The 17,754-nt window shown below is 67.7% G+C and carries 13 protein-coding genes and 1 pseudogene; 3 read left to right on the forward strand and 11 right to left on the reverse strand.

The window, feature by feature from the left end; genetic code table 11:
* A partial coding sequence (locus ABN034_RS25130) for an NEW3 domain-containing protein (RefSeq protein WP_349693446.1) occupies positions 1-2,699 on the forward strand: 2,699 nt, incomplete at its 5' end.
* A 53-nt stretch (positions 2,700-2,752) separates the two neighbouring features.
* Here the strand turns inward: ABN034_RS25130 and ABN034_RS25135 are convergent.
* The 9 genes and pseudogenes from ABN034_RS25135 to ABN034_RS34580 all read right to left on the reverse strand — a co-directional run.
* Positions 2,753-3,298, reverse strand: coding sequence for a hypothetical protein (locus ABN034_RS25135; protein ID WP_349693447.1), 546 nt, complete (start codon positions 3,296-3,298; stop codon positions 2,753-2,755).
* Positions 3,299-3,415: 117 nt separating this feature from the next.
* Complete coding sequence (locus ABN034_RS25140; RefSeq protein ID WP_349693448.1) at positions 3,416-4,813, reverse strand: MFS transporter; 1,398 nt, start codon at positions 4,811-4,813, stop codon at positions 3,416-3,418.
* Positions 4,814-4,834: 21 nt separating this feature from the next.
* Positions 4,835-5,680, reverse strand: a complete 846-nt coding sequence (locus ABN034_RS25145) for a response regulator (protein WP_349693449.1) — start codon at positions 5,678-5,680, stop codon at positions 4,835-4,837.
* A complete protein-coding gene (locus ABN034_RS25150; RefSeq protein ID WP_349327094.1) occupies positions 5,677-7,593 on the reverse strand; it encodes a PAS domain S-box protein in 1,917 nt (638 codons plus the stop codon). Before ABN034_RS25150 ends, ABN034_RS25145 begins: the two co-directional genes overlap by 4 nt.
* Positions 7,590-8,102 (reverse strand): hypothetical protein, encoded by a 513-nt coding sequence (locus ABN034_RS25155; RefSeq protein ID WP_349693450.1) that lies wholly within the window; start codon positions 8,100-8,102, stop codon positions 7,590-7,592. The genes ABN034_RS25150 and ABN034_RS25155 overlap by 4 nt, the downstream gene beginning before the upstream one ends.
* 54 nt (positions 8,103-8,156) lie before the next feature.
* Complete coding sequence (locus tag ABN034_RS25160) at positions 8,157-9,563, reverse strand: hypothetical protein (RefSeq protein WP_349693451.1); 1,407 nt, start codon at positions 9,561-9,563, stop codon at positions 8,157-8,159.
* 54 nt (positions 9,564-9,617) lie between these two features.
* The gene (locus tag ABN034_RS25165) at positions 9,618-11,189 is read right to left on the reverse strand and encodes an ArnT family glycosyltransferase (RefSeq protein ID WP_349693452.1); all 1,572 of its coding nucleotides are present in this window, start codon (positions 11,187-11,189) and stop codon (positions 9,618-9,620) included.
* Positions 11,179-12,483 (reverse strand): glycosyltransferase, encoded by a 1,305-nt coding sequence (locus tag ABN034_RS25170; RefSeq protein ID WP_349693453.1) that lies wholly within the window; start codon positions 12,481-12,483, stop codon positions 11,179-11,181. The genes ABN034_RS25165 and ABN034_RS25170 overlap by 11 nt, the downstream gene beginning before the upstream one ends.
* 25 nt (positions 12,484-12,508) lie before the next feature.
* Positions 12,509-12,925, reverse strand: a pseudogene (locus ABN034_RS34580) (GtrA family protein); the annotation flags it as partial.
* 441 nt (positions 12,926-13,366) lie between these two features.
* On the opposite strand from ABN034_RS34580, the gene ABN034_RS25175 reads away from it, so the two are divergent.
* Positions 13,367-14,014, forward strand: a complete 648-nt coding sequence (locus ABN034_RS25175; protein ID WP_349327101.1) for a response regulator — start codon at positions 13,367-13,369, stop codon at positions 14,012-14,014.
* The gene (locus ABN034_RS25180; protein ID WP_349693454.1) at positions 14,011-15,663 is read left to right on the forward strand and encodes a GAF domain-containing sensor histidine kinase; all 1,653 of its coding nucleotides are present in this window, start codon (positions 14,011-14,013) and stop codon (positions 15,661-15,663) included. Before ABN034_RS25175 ends, ABN034_RS25180 begins: the two co-directional genes overlap by 4 nt.
* A gap of 173 nt (positions 15,664-15,836) precedes the next feature.
* On the opposite strand, the gene ABN034_RS25185 is transcribed toward ABN034_RS25180, so the two are convergent.
* Both ABN034_RS25185 and ABN034_RS25190 read right to left on the reverse strand, forming a co-directional pair.
* Complete coding sequence (locus tag ABN034_RS25185) at positions 15,837-17,084, reverse strand: glycoside hydrolase family 5 protein (protein WP_349693455.1); 1,248 nt, start codon at positions 17,082-17,084, stop codon at positions 15,837-15,839.
* Positions 17,077-17,451, reverse strand: a complete 375-nt coding sequence (locus ABN034_RS25190) for a response regulator (RefSeq protein WP_349327331.1) — start codon at positions 17,449-17,451, stop codon at positions 17,077-17,079. The genes ABN034_RS25185 and ABN034_RS25190 overlap by 8 nt, the downstream gene beginning before the upstream one ends.
* Positions 17,452-17,754 lie beyond the last annotated feature (303 nt).

Genomic DNA, 17,754 nt, shown 5'->3' on the forward strand with positions numbered 1-17,754 from the left:
CCTGGAGCGCGACCGGCGCTCCCACCAACCCCATCACCAACCACCGCTACCGCCTTCGCGCCGACCCGGACCGCGGTGGCGGACTGACCTCGCTCGTCGACGTCGACACCGGCCGGGAGCTGCTGCGTGGTGTCGGCAACGAGTTGCTGCTCTACGACGAGTACGCCACCCACCCCGACTTCGGCGAAGGCCCGCGCCACCTCATCCCGCGCGGTCCGGTGGTCGGGTCGGCGACCACGCCCGCCACGGTCCGCCGGGAGATCGGGCCGTTGGGTGAGCGCCTCGTGACGACCGGAACGCTGGACGTGCTGTCCTTCGAGCAGACCGTGACCCTGTGGCACGGGGTGGATCGCGTCGACTTCCGGACAAGGGTGCTCGACCATCGCGGTGCGGACAAGCTGTTGCGGGTGAGGTTCCCGGTCGACCTGCCGGGGGCGTTGCCGATGTCGGGAGTCGCGGCGGCGGTCGTGGGACGCGGTTTCGGCATGCCCGACGTCGACGCGGCCGAGGCGCCGTGGACGCTCGACAATCCCGCGCACACGTGGTTCGGACTGGGTTCGACCGCACGGGTCTCGCTGGTCGACCCCGACGGCAACCGGCTCGGCGACCGGGCGCTCGGCGTCGCCGAGGTGGTCGTCGGTCAGGTCGGTGCCGCCGCCAGCGCCCGCGACCTGGTCGTCGCTCTCGCCCGCGTCGGCGTCACCGCGACCACATCCGGTGCGCAGTGGGCGAGGTACGGATGGCTGTCGGTCGACTCCAACCTGCCTGACTTCCGGATCGTCCTCGGCGGCCCCGACGAGAACGCCATCGCACGGGAGCTGCTGGCCCGATGCGACGCGAAGTACACCGCCGAGTTCGACCGGCAGCTCGAGGCGACCGGACGGGTGCTGCTGTGGGTACCGCCCGAGCAACCGCTGCGGGCGGTGTGGCGGCCGAACGCCGACCTGCGCGACGTCCGGGCCCTGCCCGCACTGCTCGCCGTCGGCCCGGTCGACTGTCTCGTCGCCGACCTCGACGACGCGGCGATCGAGGCGGTCGGGCTCGACGTCCCCCTGGAACCGCTCACCGATGCCACCGTCGCCCTGATGACCTACGGGCTGCCCGGGTTCGCCGTCGACCCGGCGGGGGCGCTGCACCTGTCGTTGCTCCGGTCCTGCACCGGTTGGCCGTCCGGTGTCTGGGTCGATCCGCCGCGCCGGGCGGCACCGGACGGGTCGGCGTTCCAGCTGCAGCGGTGGACGCACGAGTTCTGCTACGCCCTCGTGGCCGGTGACGGCGACTGGCGCGCGTTGGCGCTGCCGTCGCGCGGCCAGGAGTACTGCACACCACTGCACGCCCGCGCCCTGCCCCGCGGGGCGCCGCGCACCGTTCCCCACTCGGTTCCTCGTGCTGAGCGGCTGCCGGGGCGGCATTCACTCGTCCGTATCGACCCGGCGCGGGAGGTCCTGTTGAGCGCGGTGAAGCCGACCGGCAACCCGATCGCGACCGGCAGCGCGGGCGGTTCGGATCCGGCGCGTGGGATCACCCTGCGGCTGGCCGAGAGCACCGGGCTCGGGCGCCGCGCCACGATCGGCGGTGCCCTCGGGCTCGCCGACGCGCGGCGGGCCAACCTGCTCGAACGCCCACTCGAGCCGACCGATCTCAGCCTCGACCTCGCCGGCTTCGAGGTGGCGACCATCGTGGCCACACCGGTGGACGCCGCCACACCGGACACACCTGACAGACCTGACACACCTGGCACACCCGACGCAGAGATGCTGGGGCCGTCGGCCGAACGACCACATCCCGAGTACGCCCGCTACTGGCTGCACAACCGCGGTCCGGCGCCGATGGGATACCTCCCGGTGACCGTTGCCGTGTCGCCACGCTCACTGCCCTGGACCGACGGTGGTCCGCTGGAGATCGAGGTCGTGCTCGCGAGCCAGCTGCGCGACGCGGCCCATGAGAGTGCCGTACGGATGCGAGTGCCCGCGGGATGGACGGTCGATCCGGCGGAACAGGCTTACGAGCTCCCCGCCGGTGGGCACCTGCGATTCGCGGCGACGGTGACGCCGGCTGCGGATGCGGAGGAGGGAACGTACTTCGTGGCCGCCCAGATCTCCTACGCCGGTACGCCTGTCGAGGACATCGCCACGGTCGTTGTCGCGGCCGAGCGGGGGCGTCGGCGCGACTCCGTCGTCCCCATCCCCGAACCGAGGTCGGAGTCCGCACCCGCTTCCCGCGTGCCGGCGTCGGCAGGCACGTCCGTAGCCGCGTCCGGCTCCTCAACCGGTGAGGCGGTGGACGCCATGCCGACCGACGAGACCGAGGTTCTGGCAGACCGGGTTGCGGCGCCGGTGGACGGGAGTGGATCGGCTTCCCAGCCAATGGCCGGCCGTGAGACCGGACTGGTCGTCGATGTCGTGGACCGTGAGGTCGTGGTCAGTCCCGGCGCCCGCGCAACGATCGCCGTGACGCTGACCAACCAGACGCGCGACGAGATCCGCGGTGAGGTCCAGCTCGTCTCGCCGTGGGGCACCTGGCACGCGATTCCCCAGTCGCTGACGGGTTTCAGCCTGCCGGCGCGGGCGCGGACGATCGTCGACTTCCCGGTCGTCGTACCCCCTGACGCAGAACTTGGTCATGCGTGGGCGATGGCGAAGGTGATGTGGTTCGGCCGGTGCCAGTACGCGCCGACGGTGCGGTTCGTGATCGCCTGACGCGCGGCTGTTCGCCGCTGAACTTCTGCCGACGCCGACGGATGCTCGGGTCGTCACAGTCCTCGTCGTCCACGCCCGCCAACCCGTGCGTGGGCGCCGCCACGCCGCCTCGGACTGGGCCGTCGGCGTTGGAGCATCCTGCTGGCGGGAATGCAGAGGAGCACCGCGGCGTACCACCAGAACGCGGTGTCCAGCCCCATCTTGACCACGTCGATCTGCTTGGCCAGCTGTTCAGGATTCGCCTGTATTTCTTCGACTTCGGCCCGGGTCGCGACGGTGACGCCGCTGTCCAACCAGCCCCACGGAAAGCCCAGCCCGCGATGGTAGGCGTACATGCAACAGACGTCCTCGCGGACGACCAACAGGCTCAGGAACAACCCTGTAACAGCGAGCACAACCGTTGCCAGCCACGCGATCCGGCCCACCCGGCGAGACGTGAGACCCACCCAGGTCAGCAGGACGCCGCCCGCGCACAGCATGAGGCCGAATGCGAGGTCGTGAGGTGGTGTCGGTGGAATCAGTGCGAGTGCGCCGAAGCTCGCCCCCGAGACGCCGACGAGGACGAGGACGACGGTTAGCAGGACGGCGGTCGGAGGCATGCGGGTCAGCCTGCCAGGTGGTCGCACCCGCGGCCACGGGTGAGTGCGCACGCCCACACCACCAGCTCGGACCGCGGGGCTGCGGGTGTCAGTGGTGCAGCACTCGAGGCGAACGGCTCAGAAGTGCGGCCTGAAGTGGTGGTGTCTCGGCCGCTGCTCCGGTGCCGGATCACGGAGCAGCAGGATGCAGATGAGGCCGCCGACCAGGGCGGCTGCGGTGAGGACGACGAAGGCCGTCTGGTACGGCGGAGCCGTCGGGACCCTTGCGGACTCGCTGCCCGTATGGATGATGACCCCGAGCACCATCGTCCCGGCGGCCGCCCCGATCCACCGCACGGTGAGGACGAGCGCGTTGGCGTCGCCGCGCTCCTCGGCCGCGACCGCGTTGCTGAGCCCGGTGAGCAGGGACGTGAACATCGGGGAGAACGACGTGCTGAGGAGCAGGAGCCCTGGCAGCAACAGGATGTAGCGCCTCTCGTCGAGGAAGGCCGCCAGCCATCCGAACGCGACCGCGGTCGCGAAGTACCCGAGGATCGCCGGCAGGCGGGCCCCAAATCGGTCCGTCGCCCGGCCGGCGATGACGTTGAACGCTGGGGCAGCGAGCATCGAGGGAGCGATCGCGAGGGCAGCAAGCAGCGGCCCATATCCCAGAACGTGCTGGAAGTAGGTGGCGACGTAGATGATGTAGCCGGTGATGACGAACTGGGCGGTGAACATCGCGAGCACGATCCCGCCCAGCACGCGGCGCCGCAGCAGACCGACGTCGAGCAGCGGATGCGGCGTACGCAACTCGAGAAGGCAGAACGCGCCGAGCACCACGACGCCGCACCCGGCGAGGGCGAGCGTCGCCGCCGAGTCCCAGCCCCAGGTGAGTGCCTGCATCAGAGCGACCAGCAGGGCGGTGAGCCCGGACATCACGACGACGAGCCCGCGGACGTCGAAGCGCTCCGGCTCCCCGACCGGCTCGTCCTCGACCTTCTGCCAACCCATCAGCACCAGACCGATGCCGACCGCGGCCTGGACGCCGAACAGGGCCCGCCAGCTGACCACCTCGGTCAATGCGCCGGCCAGCAGCGGCCCGACCACGAAGACCGACACGCCGATCGCCGAGTACTTCCCGAGGGCGTCGCCGCGGCTCTGGAGGGGGACCCGGTTGGCGATCATCGCCGCACTCGCCGGGTAGAGCGTCGAGGCGCCGATGCCGGCGACGGCAATGCTGGATACCAGCCAGAAGAAGCCCTGGGAGACCGCGGCGGAGAACGAGCCCAGGGCGAACACCGACAGGGCGACCAGCAGCACGCTCCGGTGCCCGTAGTAGTCACTGAGGCGCCCCCCAGCGGGCGCGAACAGCGCCAGGGTCAAGAAGAAGGAGTTGACGACCCACTGGGCTTCGGCCGACGACAGGCGTAGTTCCGCCGCGATCGTCGGCTGAACGACGCCGAGCACCGTCTGCCCGAGGTAGCAGCTGAAGAACGCGAGACCGCCGAACCAGAGGGTCCAGCGATTCAGCTGCACCCCTGCAGCGTCCCCCGTCACTCACAGACCGCCTGATGGTCCAGATGTGCCGGAGGGGCCCGGCGGCGGCACTGCCTGGCCCGGTCCGGCGTCATCACCGGGGTCGGTCGAGTGGTCGCTGCCCTGTGCCGATGCGGCCTTGACGACGGCTTCCAGTTTGGACCGGGCGTGGAGCTTTTCCAGCACCCTGCGGACGTGGCTGCGTACCGTCGGATAGGCGATGCTCAGCTGGGCCGCGATCTCGCGGTTGGTGAGGCCCTTCGACATCAGGTCGAGGATCTCGCGTTCGCGGGCGGTGAGACTTCCCAGCTGCTGCGCCCGGTCGGCTTCCCGTCGTACTGACTCCCGGCTGCGCGCCAGGAGTTCGGCGAGCCGGGGCGCAGGGATGAGCATCTCGCCGTCGGCGGCCCGCCGTACCGCCTGGACGATCTCCTGCCCGGTGGCGGTCTTGATGAGGTAGCCGGACGCGCCGGCCTCGACCGCCGCCATCATGGCCTGGTCGCTGTCGTCTGCGCTGACGAAGATCACGACCGCATCCGGGCGGGACGTACGAATGCCTGCCGCCGCGTCGACCCCGGTGCCGTCCGGAAGCCAGAAGTCGACGACCGCGACGTCGACAGGAGACTCGGCGGCGAGCCGGGTCGCCTCGGCGACAGTAGGTGCCCAGCCGAGGACCCGAAGGTCGGGATGCTCGGCCAAGAGCGCCACCAGGCCCTCGGCCACCACTGCGTGGTCCTCGACGATGAGGACCGAGATGGTGGCGTCTGGCGACCGGGCGTCAGGCGGCGACTCGGCGTCAGGCGGCGACTCGGCGTCAGGCGGCGGCCCAGGTGCGGGTGGCTGCCCAGGTTCGGGCGATGTGCTCACGTGGCGCCTCCGGCGAGCCCCGACTCGCGTGGGACCCAGAACTCCACCGTAGTACCGGCTCCGGGTGCGCTCTCGATCCGGCACCAGCCACCCACGATCTCGGCCCGGTCGCGCATCAGGGTGAGGCCGAGATGACCGGGCTCGGTCTCGGCCTCCAACGGGTCGTAGCCGACGCCGTCGTCGATGATCTCGACCAGGCAACCATCGTCCACGCCGCTCAGCCGCGCCAGAACATGGGACGCCTGGGCGTGCAGGCGGACGTTCATCAGGGCGTCCTGGGCGATCCGGTAGATCAGCACCCGGGTCTGGGTCGGCGGCTCCTCCTCGAGTCGGTTGTCCAGTTCGTACGCCACCCCGGTCTCGGCGCGGAGCTGCTCGAGATAGGCGCGGAGGGCCGCGACCAGCCCCTCGTGCTCCAGCGCTGGAGGGCGGAAGTCGAAGATCATCCGGCGGAGACGGTCGGCCGCGAGCCGGATCGTCTCCTCCAGCTTCGTGAGCACCCGCAGGTCGTCCGGGTCACTGAGCCGGCGGCGCAACTGCTGCAGCCGAAGGGCCGCCGCGGTGATGACCTGCAGGCTGTCGTCGTGGATGCCGGCGGCGATCCGGAGCCGCTCGCGTTCCTGCGCGCCCACCAGGTCGACGAGAACGTTGCGGTGGTCCTGCCCGGCCGCTCGCAACACCTCCACGCTGTGTTCGAGGACGGCCCGCGACCCCGCGGTCTCGGTCATGTCGCGGATCGACAGGACGACCTGGACGCCTTCCTCGGTACGGATCCGGCCGATGCTGACGTCGACCGGGACCTCGGTGCCGTCGCGCCGCCGGCCGACCAGCTCGAATCCCAGCGGGGCCGCCACGCCACCGTCCTCGGCCGGCACTTCGTCGCTCTCCTTCCGGTAGATCGTGACCGGATGGTCGGGGAGCAACGTGTCGACGGTGCGTTCGAGCAGGTCCTCGCGTGGATAGCCGAACAGCCGTTCCGCGGCGGCGCTGACCAGCTTGATGGTGCCGGAGTCGTCGACGATCACCGTGGCATCCGGCGAGGCCTCGAACAGCTGCTGGTACCTCGCCTCCGCAAGGCTCAGCTCGCTCAGGTCGCGGAGGATGACGGCGACGCCGCGCTGTCCGTGGGGCATCAGGCTCGCCGAGACCTCGACGGGGAACGTCCCGCCGTCCTTGCGACGCCCGGTGGCGGTGAAATGCGCCTCCGGTCCGTACTCCCCTGGAGGTTCACGGCTCAGCAGCCGGTAGATCAGCTCGTCGACGGGCTCGCCGCCCCGGGACAGCGGCACCAGGTTGGTGATCGGTTCGCCGATCAGCTCCGCCCGGCGGTAACCGAACAGCTGCTGGACCGGCGCGTTGATCATCTCGATCGCGCCGTTGGCTCCGACCAGGACGGACGCGGCGCGGATCCGGTCGAGGAGCTGGCGTAGGACGTTGGCGCTCTGCAGGGTCGCAGCGCTCGCCCGGCGCTCGGTCTCCAGGTCGCGGCGGAGCAGGTTCAGACACTCCTTCGCGAGCGGCAGGGAGATGCTGACCTGGCCCCGGGCGGCGCGGGCGATCCCCTCGATGATCTCCTCGTCTGCGATGCCCTTGACCAGGTAGCCGGTCGCTCCGGCAGCCAGTACCTCGACCGCAGCACTCGGATCTTCGTACGCGGAAAGCACGAGAACCGACGTGGTCGGCGTACGGTCCTGGATGGAACGGATCGTCGCGGGCGCATCGCCCCCTGGCATCCGCGCGTCGAGGACCACGACCCGCGGATGGTCCCTCGCCGACAGCCGGACGACATCCGGATGGCTCACCGCCTCGCCGACAAGCTCGAGGCCGGGCTGCCCGGTGATCAGGTCGGCGAGGGCGTCGCGGACGGCGCGGTCGTCGTCGGCGATCAGGACCCGCGTCGAAGGTTCAGTCATCGGGCCCCTCCGCTGTCTTCGGATCGGCCGACCTCGGCCGATCCGCCGACCTCACCGGATCCGCCCGAGCCCTGGGGGACGCCGTACCGCGTGATGGCTGCCTGCAGTCCGGAGACCTCCATGCGGTCCGGTTGCCGTGACGCAAGCCACGGCAGGCCGCTCGCGACGGGGCCGATCAGGGTCTGGTAGTGGTGCTCGTCTACCCGGTCGCTGGCGGCCACACCGGCCGCGGCATCCCAGACAGCCGCCCAGAAAGCCCAGTCGGTCGAGCCGTGCCGGCGGGCCACGTCCATCGCCTCCCTCCGGGCGAGCCCTGCCGCGTCGAGGATCGCCCGCCGTTCCGTGAGCGTCGTCGCGGCACCGATCGCCGCCCAGGCGGCCGCCCGATCCTCACGCGGCCGCCGCTTCCACAGATCGACCACACCGTCGATCTCCCGACTGCCGAGCTCGCCCAGGTGGGAGATCAGGTGGATCACCCCCCGCGTGTTGGGTCCGAAGACATCGGTCATCGCCGCGCTCCCTCCGGCCGTGCCAGTCAGCTTGCGTACGCAGGTGCGGCGAGGTCACCGCCGGAGGTCCTTCGGCAGCTTGTACTTCGGCTGCTTCGGGATCTGCACCATGCCTTCGGACTTGTCGACCTTGACCGAAAGCTTCCCGACGCCGCCGCTGCGGGCGCCGATCATCTGGAACTCGACCGACTTCTCGACGTCGGACGGGATCATGTACTTGCCGGCCGCGACCGCCTTGCCCTTCGAGTCCACGCGGAACGCGGAGACCAGCTCGTCACCGACGTAGACGTGGACCGCCTCGTTGGGCGCGAACCCCTTGGCATAGAAGTTCATGACGGTGCCCGGCAGGCCACCCCACGTGCTGCCCCGGACGACCGGCATGTACTGCTGGGCCAGGAAGCCCGCCTTCGCCGAGGCCCGGCTCTGTTCACCGGTGAAGATCAGCGTCTGCCGGCCCTTCAGGTCGAACGGCACCTTGAAGGCGATGTTGCCGATCGACCCGTCCTCGTCGGCCCGGACCGTCATGACCGGCATGCCACCGGCTTGACCGAGGTAGCCGAGGACCCGCTCATTCGGGGCGAAGCCCTTGCCGGTCACGTGGATCGTCTCCGTCGCGCGGGCGCTGAACGGCTTGGTCAGCACCATGGGGTACTGCCTGAGCAGCTGGAACGGCGCCATCGCCGTGGTCTTGCTCTTCGCACCCATCAGGATGACGGTGTTGTCGCCGACGGCACCGACGCCGACGCGGAGCGACTCGTGTTGCAGCTTGCCGTCCGGGTCGGCGCGCAGAACCTGCGACGGCGTGCCGGTGAGGCGTCCCCAGAAGACGTTGATCTTCTCGTTGGGCAGGAAGCCGTCCGCGTCGACCGTGAGCGGTGTGCCGGGCTTGCCCACCTGGTCGCTGAGCTCCACCAGGCCGACGCCGGCCTGTGCCACCAGTTCGGCCTTGGCGACCTTCTTGGTGCTGCCGACCTGGGCCAACGTGACCGACTGCTTCTTGCCGGAGTTGCCGGCTCCGACGGGGTAGGTGAACTCGGCGTCGATGACGCCGTACTTGTTCGCCTTCTTGGTCGCCATGATGGTCGCCCGGCCCTTACCGCTGGACAGCATCACGTTGACGCGGGCACCCGGGTCGAACCCGGAGCCGTTCACCCCGACCTTTCCGCCGGGCCGTGCAAGTCCGGGATTGAGGACCGCGACCGGCCCTTCCCCGATCGGCACCTTCTTGCCGTTGAACTGGACGATCTTGGTCGGCTGTTGGGCCGGAGGCTCCTTCGTGGTCGTCCCCTCGCGGCCACCCCCAGTGATGTTCAGCGGGCTGGGACCAGAACCGCCGAGCGGGATCAGCGATCGCCCGAGAGAGATGACGACCAGCGCTGCGACCACCACGATCAAGGCGCGCTTCCAGGACCGTTGCGGGCCTTTGGATTTCTGCGGCCTCTTCGACGTCGTCGTTTTCATGTCGTTTACTCCCTACCAGGTTTGGTCGCCCGTGAAGACGCACCCGGTTGTTTCCTACTGAATCTCGTAAACCTCTAGGTGGATGTCGCCGCGATGCAACTCCCAAACCACCCGGCCGTGGTTGTCGATCGCGTCGAGCATGTATTCTTCGACTCCGCCGGCGTTGTTACGTTCCATCGCCGCACGCATCTTGTTGGACATCACCACGTAGTCGATGTTCTGCCACTTGCCGCCGAACACCTCGCCCCGCACATCAGGGTCGGTCGCCGCCTTGAAGTGCGAGTGTGCGTACTTGTAGTAGGGCTTGCGGTCGTGCAGCGCCGTCCACATCTCGTCGTCGATGATGATGCGGGAGTTCGGCGGGATGTTCGCCCGCACCCATTCGTACTGCGCCTGCTGGAGAGGCGTCACCGAGAGCTCGTAGAGGTCGTGTGGTTTCAGGTTGCCCTCGGTGTTCCGGACGACGAAGTACCCACCTGGCACAACCAGTGCGAACGCGATGATGATGCTCGTCAGGCCGATCCGGAAACCACGTGGTACGGAGCGCATGAACGTGCCGTACAGCACCCCCGCATTCATGGCGAAGGCCATGACCAGCGGCACCACGTAGAAGTCCAGGATCACGCTGCCGCGTGCCATGTAGAAGCCGTAGCCCAGCGTCATCAGGGCGCTGACCAGATATCCGGGACGGCGATCGCGGTCGCGCGACCACAGCCACAGCACGATGAACGTCGAGATCAGCCCGACGAGGGGGAGGATCGGATCGCGGGGGAGCCAGGTGTTCTCGAGCAGCTCGTAGAACAGGCTCCGGCCGCTCGGGCCCACCCGGTTGACCTGCCACCACATCGTGTAGAGGAGCGAGACGTGGTCGGTCGGCTGGCTTTCGAGATCGAAGTTGAAACCGGTCGGCAGAAGCTCGTTCTTGAGTTGGGCGAACAGGAAGTACCACGTCACCGGAATCACCGAGGCGAACCACCAGAACGACATGAGGAAGCGCCGGTTTCGCCGCCCGCTGGCGCGCCGGTAGACGAGATAACCGATCGCCGGTGCGAAGAAGATCGCGTTCTCCTTGGTGATCATCGCGATCCCGAACGCCAGACCCGCCGCCATGGCCGGCACCAGCCGGTCGCTCGCGCGAACCAGGAGGAACGTCGCCAGCAGCAGCCAGAAGACCATCAGGTTGTCCAGCAGCACCTGCCGCTGGTAGTAGACAGCGAGCGGAGAGACGTTGAACAGGAAGCACGCCATGAAGGCGCCCGAAGCACTGCCGGAGAATCGCCGGACGATCTCGAACAGGAAACCCACGCTGGCGACGTGCGCGACGAGCATGAGGACCCGGATCGTGTCGATCTCGTTTCCGAACGCCTGGAACTGTCCGGGCAGGACGTTCGCCCACGCCGCCATCGTCAACCAGCCCGCGGGCGCGTGGTCGTAGAAGTAGGTGTACGGCGAGAGCGCGCCCTGGCGCAACACCGACCAGGCCTGTTGGACATAGATGCCTTCGTCGGTGATGTGCAACGGATACTCGAAGAGGTGGTATCCGTGCGAGATTGCCCCCATGACCAGCGACATGACGAGCAGGAGCGTGCTCGGCCGCCGCAGGTCGAAGGCCCGCTTAGGCGCCACTGCTCACCTCCTTCTCGACCACGTCGTCGATGGGCGTGCGGTGCGCGCCGATGTGCTGGGTCTTCTCCCAGTCGCGACGTCCGGCAAGGTGTCGGCGAAGTGCACGGATGGAGGCGTAGGCGAGTACCAGCTGATAGGGAAGCCAGGTGAAAGCCATCTTCACGACCGTCCACGGCGTCGCCTTCAGGCCGTGCGCCTCGGTGAACTCATAGAGTCCCACCACGGCGGTGATGAAGTGTGCCGTGAGCAGGAGAACCGGGACGAAGGTCAGCAACGCCACCGGAACCGGGGTGTGCACGATGAAGATCGTAAGAAACGCCAGCGGCATGTAGAGACCGAGAAAGGCCTGCACGTACGGAAAGGACAATGTGTAGAACGCGAGTGCTCGCTGGTGGAAGGTCGGCATCTCCCGCCAGGAGCCCTGGCTCAACGTCTGCATGAAGCCCTGGTTCCACCGGGTCCGTTGCTTGATGAACTGTTGCAGCGTCGGCGGCGTTTCCTCCTTGGTGACGTACTCGTCGTCGTAGATCACCCGGATCCGCTCACCGAGGCTGCTCATCCGCAACCCGATCTCGGCGTCCTCGGTGAGGTTCGACTCGTCCCAGCCGCCGATGCGTTCGAGGAGTGCGCGCTTGAAGAAGACGGTGTTGCCGCCAAGGGGTATCGATCCATGCCGCGCGTGGTAGTGCAGCCTGGACTTGAACCAGAAGAAGTACTCGAGGACGTTGAACGTCGAGTACCAGTTGGACTCGTAGTTCATCAGCTGAACGCCGGACTGCACGACGTTCACCTCTTCGGTCACCATCAGGGTGTTGACGACGGCGAAGATGTCGGGGTGCATCTCGTCCTCGGCGTCGAAGATCGTGATGACGTCGCCGGTCGCCTCGCGCAGCGCGCAGTTCAGCCCGTGCGGTTTGTTGATGGGCTCGTCCTCGAAGACGACCATGGCCGCGTTCACGATGCCGTCGTACCGCAGCTCATCGATTTTCTGACTCGCCTGCTCGATGGTCCCTGTGTCGTCGGCGGAACAGACGACCAGAACCTGCAGCAGGGTTGCGGGGTAGTTGCAGTGGACGACGCGATCGATCGTCCGGGCGATGACCGCCTCCTCGTGGCGGGCCGGCAGGATCGCTGTGAACGAAAGGTGCGGTTCGACCAGCTCTTCTGGTCCCTTCGCCAGCCGCTCGGCCTCCGGCTGATCCCAGGTGTAGATCATCATGTAGAGAATGTGCCCTGCCTGGAGGGAAAGAAGGATCGAGACCACTACCAGGCCGGCGAACACCAGCGATTCCATCGGACTTGCGCCCCCATATCCATGTCGTACTGACGGTGAGATTGATGGCCATCGCCGCACCGATGCCGAACAGATTCCCCACCAGGTAGAGCACTCCCATGCTCGCCATCACCCACACGACCGCGACGTTGACCAGGAGCGCGACCAATGCGGTGAGGTTGAACTTCGCGAAGCGGCCGAGTGACGGGCGTCGAGAACTGAATGTCCATATCTCGTTGAGCATGTAGTTGTTGACGATGGCGAACTCGACCGCCAACGCCGAGGCGAGCACCAGCGGCACCCCGAAGCGGCCGTGCAGGACGTACAGCGCCAGGCTGTTGATCGCGACGCCGGTGACCCCCACAACGGAGAAACGCCACACGCGCCCGTCCCGCAGCAGTCCGAGCGGACGGCTGTACCAGTGCGGATACAACCGAGTTACCTTGTGTATCTGGGCGCACATGAGGCGCCGCCCCCCAATGACCCACCCCGCGTGGTCGTGTCGACCAGCTCCACGATGTCGGCGGACCGGACCGGTTCGATTTCCCTCCCTGCACTCCCCATCCTCTGTTCCGGCGGGGTAGCGCAGACTCCCTCACTCATCACGGATGAATGCGTGCGTTCGGGGGGGCCGCGCCCCCCTACCGGCGGGGGAGCCGCTCCACACCCAGGCGGTGGCGGACAAGCCGTACTTGTCCGGGCCGAGGCTCTGCGGACATGACGATTCGGACCCGTGAAGTGCCGCGGCCGCTGCGGTTTCTGGTTCTGCTGCCGAACTCGCCGAATGTGTCGGACACTGCGAAGTAGGCTGTCGAGCGAGTGGACCACCCCACGGGAAGTTGTATCCGAATTGGGCCGTGGCTGGGGATTTGTCGAGACGGCAGCGCGGGGGGAGGGGTCCGACATGACTGTCCGCCTGTTGATTGCCGAAGATCACGCGGTGGTTCGGCAGGGTTTGATGATGTTTCTCAAGCTCGACAACGATGTCGAGGTCGTCGGCGAGGCCCGCAACGGCCGCGAGGCTGTCGAGCTCGCACATGAGCTGCGGCCCGCGGTCATCCTGATGGATCTGTTGATGCCCGTCATGGACGGCATCAGCGCCACCGCGGCGATTCGCCGGGAACTTCCGGATGTGGAGGTCGTGGCGCTCACCAGCTTCCTCGAGGACCACCTGGTGACCGACGCGCTGCGGGCCGGCGCGATCGGCTATCTGCTCAAGGACACCGACGCCGAAGGCCTGCGTCGTGCCATCCGATCTGCCGCTGCCGGTCAGGTGCACCTGTCGCCGGCTGCCGCGGCCCGACTGGTCCGGGAGATGCGGGTGCCGAGCACACCCGATCCGCTGACCCGGCGGGAGGTGGAGGTGCTGATCCTGCTGGCCCGTGGGCGTTCGAACAAGGAGGTCGCCCGCGAGCTGTCGATCGGCCAGCAGACCGTCAAGACCTACGTCAGCAGCATTCTCAAGAAGCTCAACGTGTCCAGCCGGACTCAGGCGGCGTTGTATGCCGTGCAGAGCGGCCTGGTCTCGACGTACGAGCTCGCACAGCCATGACCGACACCAGTCCACACGTGTCGGCGCGGCGCGTCCCCACCCAGCGTGGTGGCGACGCCCGCCTGCCGAGGGATCCGCTGCGCGCGGTCGCCGACGTCAACGACGCCGTACGCGGCGGCCTCGACCGCGACGCCGTGCTGGGTCTGGTCGCCCGTAAGGTCCGCAACCTTCTCGGTGCCGCGGCCTGCACCATCATGACGCTGGAGGACGGCGACGTCCTGCTGATCCGCTCGACCGATGGTGAGGCGGTACGGGACCTGGCCGGCACGTGGATCCGGACCGCAGACACGGTGGAAGGGCAGGTCGTCCGACGGCAGCAGTCGGTGATCGTCCCGGACGCGACGGACAGCACGCACGGCAGGGTCGGATTGCCCGCCGTACTCGCCGTCCCCGTACCTGGATACGAGCGGCCGGGTGGTCTCATCGAGGTCGCCGACGGTCCAGGCCGCCGGTTCACCCCGGAGGATGCGCGGACGGTCGGTCTGTTCGCGGCGAGTGTCGGCATGGAGATCGAGCATGACCGTGCCCGTACCGACCTCGAACGGTTGGCGATCACGACCACCCCGGGCACGATGTCGCTGCAACAGACACTTGACACCTTGACCAGCGGTGTCGTCGCGGCGACCGGTGCGCTCGCGTGTGCTGTGCACGTCATCGACGACGACTTGTCGCTGCGGCGGGCATCATCCTTCGACCCCGATCATGTCGTGGACGCCGGCATGGGTGCCGCGGGCCCGAGCGTGGCGCAGGCCGCGATCGCGGCGCGTACCGCGATCGTGCACGAACGCGTGTTGGCGGACGAACCCGATGGACCGCGCCAGCGGAATGGCCCCGCCGCCAGCGACCCGCCGCGAGCGACCGCGCTGGTCTGCGTACCGCTGTTGTCCCGGGGGCTGGTGCTCGGCGTCCTGTGCTGCCACTGTCCGGCGGGTTCGCCTCCGAGCAAGCTCGAGCTCGCCTACCTCACGGTGGTGGCGGGCAAGGCGGCAACGGCGGTCGACAGTTCCCAGCTGGTGGCGGCGGCGCAGGAGAAGGCCGCGCTCGAGGAGCGGCAGCGCCTCGCGAGGGAGCTGCACGACTCGGTGTCGCAGGCGTTGTACGGCATCGCCCTTGGCGCGCGCACAGCTTTGCGGACGCTCGACGGCGACCCTCGCCAGGTCGAAGCGCCGATCGGCTACATCCTGGCGCTGGCCGAGGCCGGGCTGGCCGACATGCGGGCACTGATCTTCGAGCTGCGGCCGCAGGCGCTGGCCGAGGAGGGACTGGTGGCCGCCCTCCGCAAGCAGCTCGCCGCCCTCCAGGCGCGGCACGGCGTCGCGACACACGCCGAGCTCGGCGCAGAACCGTCAGGTGCCCTGAAGGTCAAGCAGACCTTGTACCGCATCGCCCAGGAAGCCATGCAGAACATCGCCCGCCATGCGCAGGCCAACCGGGTCACCATCCGGCTGACCGAGACGCCGGCGGCGCTGGCCCTGGAGATCGGTGACGACGGGATCGGCTTCGACCCGAACGCGTCGTTCCCCGGGCACCTGGGCCTGCGATCGATGCGGGAACGGATCACGGAGATCGGTGGCGTCCTCGACCTCACGAGTTCTCCTGGGCAGGGGACTCAGGTGCGGGCGCGCGCGCCCACGGGCATCTGGCGCTGACGTCGCACGCATGAGGGATCGCGTGCACCAGGCCGATGGACTTGACTCGGTCCGCGTGAGGGGACCCCTGCTCCAGAAGGTACGCATGAGGGGACCCCTCATCCAACAGGCCTTTGGATGAGGGGTCCCCTCTCGCAACGGAACAGCCGCTCCGTCGCCGACCTGCGGCGGTCCTAGCTCTTGTCGGCCAGGTCCTCCGGATCTTCGGGCGCCTGGACCTGCGGCGCCTGGTAGGTCTTCAACAGGTCCAGCTTGTCCTTGTGGACGGACTTCCAGTTGTCCTTCAGAACACCACCTGTGTCACCGGAGTTCGGGTTCCAGGTCCAGTAGGTGTAGCTGATCCCGTTCTCCTTCATGAAGGCGACCAGGTTGCGCTGCCAGACACCTTCTGTCGTCTTCGGGCTCACGGACCGGCCACCGAACTCACCGATCAGGACCGGCGCCTTGCCCTCCATCGGGAGGTATGCCCACTGCTTCTTCCAGATCGCCGGCAGGTTGTCGGGGAAGTTCGGCGCGTCGAACCACTTCTGCTTCCACACGCCCGGACCGTAGTCATGCGCGGAGTAGACGAGCTTGCTCTGGTCCTTCAGGCGTACCGGGTGGTCCTTGGCGCCCTGCAGGTTGCCGCCCCACCAGTAGTAGTCCTTGTTGTAGGACTCGATGCCCTCGACCACGATCAGCCAGTTGGGGTTGGCGTCCAGCACGGCGTTTCCGGCCCGCTCGGCGGCCTGCTGCCAGTCGGTCTTGGCGTCGCCGCTTCCCCAGGTCGCGGTGATCTTCGGCTCGTTGTGCAGGTCGGCACCGATGACCAGCGGGTTGTCGGCGAAGTGGCGGGCCAGCATGGTCCAGTCCTCGATCCACTTCTGCTCGCTGACCTGCTCGGTGTACCACAGGTCGCTCTGCGCCTGCGCCGTCGGACGGTGCCGGTCGAGCAGAACCATCAGGCCACGGTCGGTCGCGGCGTCGACGATGCGGTCCATCAACTCCAGGCCGTGGAGCCCCTTGAGGTCGGGGTTCTTGCGGTAGTTGATCTCGGTCGCCTTGCTGTCCGCGAGGAACATCTCGTTGGTGTACGGAAGGCGCAGCGTGTTGAATCCGCTGTCCCTCATCTGGTCGAGCATGTCCTCATAGTTGCGTGACCACAGGCCGTGGGGAGAGAAGGTCTCGGTTTCGAAACCGAACCAGTTCACGCCTGTCAGGGCGACGGTGTTGCCGTTGGCGTCGACGATCTTCCCGCCGTCAGCCTTCAACGGAACGGTCGGCGTGACCGCGGCCGCGGCATCCGGTTGGCTCTGCGAGTTCGGGCCGAAGACACCGGTGGACAGCAAAGCGATGATGGTGATGGCGACAGGCGCCAGGATGACAGCGGCGCGAACGGACTTCGTGGAGTTTCGGTATCGAGAACTAAGCCAGTTAAACATGCTCCTCCAGCACAATCTTTGCCAGATCCTCATCGCCAGAGATCTTGCTGACGTGGCGATGGAAACCGGCACCGAGAATCCGGCGTACGGCAGCGTCGTCGTCGTAGCTTGACAACGCGATGAGGCGTATCCGGGGCTCGTGATGGCTAAGGTGATAGATGACCGACGCCAATTCGGCGCCCGCCGTGGTTGCTTCCAGGTCGAAAAGAACGACATCCAGCTCGGCGGTGCGAGCTAACGCAATTGCCTCCGCGCCATTGCGGGCGACCCCGACCAGTTCGATGTCGGCTTCTTCAGAAATCAGATCCACAAGTGCGTCGACTAGTTGTGGATGGTCGCCAACGACGACAACGCGACTCTTTCGAATAGCTCCTCCAGGTACTAGCGATCTGGATTCCGAACAACCTAGTAAGCCGAGGAGGGTGAGTTCGCCGTACGAGCGGCTGAAATTTCGCTATGTCAACTGCGTCAGGCCGAGGTAGTGCAATTGGATGACGGCCAATCGGATGAGTCGTGGTTCGTGCGCTCGACCCGGCGGGCACAGGGCACGGTGGCCCGGATGCCACCGGTTCCGGCGGGAGGCGTTGACCGACCCCGTCGTCGTAGGTAGGTTCCGGACACGGGGGCAGAACGTGTAGGAAGTTTACGGTCGATCGCGCCTCTCGGCCGT

It is taken from the genome of Actinopolymorpha sp. B11F2 (assembly GCF_040195635.1).
Classification (GTDB): domain Bacteria; phylum Actinomycetota; class Actinomycetes; order Propionibacteriales; family Actinopolymorphaceae; genus Thermasporomyces.

What these genes read in the sequence shown, in the direction of transcription:
- ABN034_RS25170 (WP_349693453.1), bottom strand. Translation starts at nt 12,483, where the DNA reads ATGGAATCGCTGGTGTTCGCCGGCCTGGTAGTGGTCTCGATCCTTCTT.
- ABN034_RS25150 (WP_349327094.1), bottom strand. Translation starts at nt 7,593, where the DNA reads ATGACTGAACCTTCGACGCGGGTCCTGATCGCCGACGACGACCGCGCC.
- ABN034_RS25180 (WP_349693454.1), top strand. Translation starts at nt 14,011, where the DNA reads ATGACCGACACCAGTCCACACGTGTCGGCGCGGCGCGTCCCCACCCAG.
- ABN034_RS25175 (WP_349327101.1), top strand. Translation starts at nt 13,367, where the DNA reads ATGACTGTCCGCCTGTTGATTGCCGAAGATCACGCGGTGGTTCGGCAG.
- ABN034_RS25185 (WP_349693455.1), bottom strand. Translation starts at nt 17,084, where the DNA reads ATGTTTAACTGGCTTAGTTCTCGATACCGAAACTCCACGAAGTCCGTT.
- ABN034_RS25135 (WP_349693447.1), bottom strand. Translation starts at nt 3,298, where the DNA reads ATGCCTCCGACCGCCGTCCTGCTAACCGTCGTCCTCGTCCTCGTCGGC.
- ABN034_RS25155 (WP_349693450.1), bottom strand. Translation starts at nt 8,102, where the DNA reads ATGACCGATGTCTTCGGACCCAACACGCGGGGGGTGATCCACCTGATC.
- ABN034_RS25160 (WP_349693451.1), bottom strand. Translation starts at nt 9,563, where the DNA reads ATGAAAACGACGACGTCGAAGAGGCCGCAGAAATCCAAAGGCCCGCAA.